The sequence below is a fragment of the Nitrosospira sp. Nsp1 genome (genome assembly GCF_900100985.1).
GTDB lineage: Bacteria > Pseudomonadota > Gammaproteobacteria > Burkholderiales > Nitrosomonadaceae > Nitrosospira.
Map to the genome: position 1 here is coordinate 1 of NZ_FMUF01000046.1, position 1,571 is coordinate 1,571.

The 1,571-nt window shown below is 51.7% G+C and carries 3 protein-coding genes; 2 read left to right on the forward strand and 1 reads right to left on the reverse strand.

The annotated features are described in order from the left end of the window. On the reverse strand, window positions 1-119 hold a 119-nt coding region (locus tag BLP78_RS16340), incomplete at its 3' end, for a LysR family transcriptional regulator (RefSeq protein ID WP_143002983.1). Between the two features lie 178 nt (window positions 120-297). Here BLP78_RS16340 and BLP78_RS15705 point away from each other — a divergent pair. Together BLP78_RS15705 and BLP78_RS14980 are read left to right on the forward strand one after the other, a co-directional pair. Further along, window positions 298-453 (forward strand): hypothetical protein, encoded by a 156-nt coding sequence (locus BLP78_RS15705; protein WP_176752893.1) that lies wholly within the window; start codon window positions 298-300, stop codon window positions 451-453. A gap of 131 nt (window positions 454-584) precedes the next feature. Continuing rightward, window positions 585-1,394 (forward strand): methane monooxygenase/ammonia monooxygenase subunit C, encoded by an 810-nt coding sequence (locus tag BLP78_RS14980; RefSeq protein WP_090460549.1) that lies wholly within the window; start codon window positions 585-587, stop codon window positions 1,392-1,394. Window positions 1,395-1,571 lie beyond the last annotated feature (177 nt).

Here is a 1,571-nt window from a genome sequence, read left to right on the forward strand (position 1 = left end):
AGCTTGGCGATGCGGCGGCTAAGCTTCGATTTCGGCATGCCCAGGGCCCGGCCTGCCGGAGCAAAGCCGCCATGATCCACGGCTTGGACGTAGTAATAGAGGTCATTCAGGTCTTGCATAGGGACCACCCATCGTTTCAAAAATAGAACTCTGATAACTAATTTAACAGACTACACCCCTATCCGTCTCCAGGTCTATACTCTAACCACTTGCTCATTGCAAGCATAATACTTGCTAACTGCGTTAGTAAGAGGTCCTGGAAGAAGTGGTAGTGAGTTAACCAAAAGGAGTACTGAAATGGCAACAAAACATCGAAGGTTGCACAGTTATCCGCAAGCAGGTGTTCGTGCTTCCGGCATGCCGTCATTGCACGAATCAACGATGTATAAGTTTGGCCTGCTGGGTCTGCTTGGAATAGCACTATTCTGGAACGGCTTTCAAATCTTTGCCTGATAGGCGGAGTATTTGCAAGAGTGAATGATGTAACGCGACTCATCCCCATAAAACTTTTGATATTTATGGGGAATGAAGTTAAATCGCTCAAACAGTAACGGATAGTTTAGTTATCTAAAGGAGTACTGAAAATGGCAACAATACTGGAAACGTCAAGCGCTGCCAAGTCTCGCGGCCGCGACTATGACATGTCGGAATGGTACGATTCGAAGTGGTACAAATTTGGACTCATCACCATGCTGGCGGTGGCGATATTCTGGGTGTGGTATCAGCGGACCTATGCATATTCGCACGGGATGGACTCGATGGAACCGGAGTTTGAGAAAGTCTGGATGGGATTATGGCGGGTACACATGATCGTCATGCCGCTGTTTGCCCTGGTGACCTGGGGCTGGATCTGGAAAACACGAGATACCAACCTGGACAACCTCGACCCCAAGCTTGAGGTCAAACGCTATTTCTATTTTATGATGTGGCTGGGCGTCTATCTCTTTGGCGTGTATTGGGGCGGCAGCTTCTTCACCGAGCAAGACGCCTCCTGGCACCAGGTCATCATCCGCGACACCAGCTTCACCCCGAGCCACGTAGTCGTGTTCTATGGCTCCTTCCCGATGTATATCGTCTGCGGCGTGGCCACCTACCTGTATGCCATGACGCGGTTGCCGCTGTACGCACGGGGCACCTCGTTCCCACTGGTCATGGCCATCGCGGGTCCGCTCATGATTCTGCCGAACGTGGGTCTGAACGAATGGGGCCATGCCTTCTGGTTCATGGAAGAACTGTTTAGCGCCCCGCTGCACTGGGGCTTCGTGGTACTGGGCTGGTCGGGCCTGTTTGCCGGCGGCGTCGTGGCACAGATCGTCACCCGCTACTCCAACCTGACCGACGTCATCTGGAACGGCCAGAGTAAAGTCATCCTTAACAACCGTATCGTACCGTAAAGGGCTAACTGGAGAATCTGAGCAGTGGCCTGAACTGCCTGAATCGCCCCGCTCCCGCATTACAGGGGGATGGGGCGACTTGAATAAGCCACAGTAAAACAGCATACAGAGGATAACGAATACAGAGTTGAACCCTACCTCAAGGAGCAATCAAATGATCAAGCAAATGATACAGCT

Excerpts from the sequence above, each read along its gene's own strand:
- BLP78_RS15705 (WP_176752893.1), top strand. The coding sequence starts at position 298 with ATGGCAACAAAACATCGAAGGTTGCACAGTTATCCGCAAGCAGGTGTT.
- BLP78_RS14980 (WP_090460549.1), top strand. The coding sequence starts at position 585 with ATGGCAACAATACTGGAAACGTCAAGCGCTGCCAAGTCTCGCGGCCGC.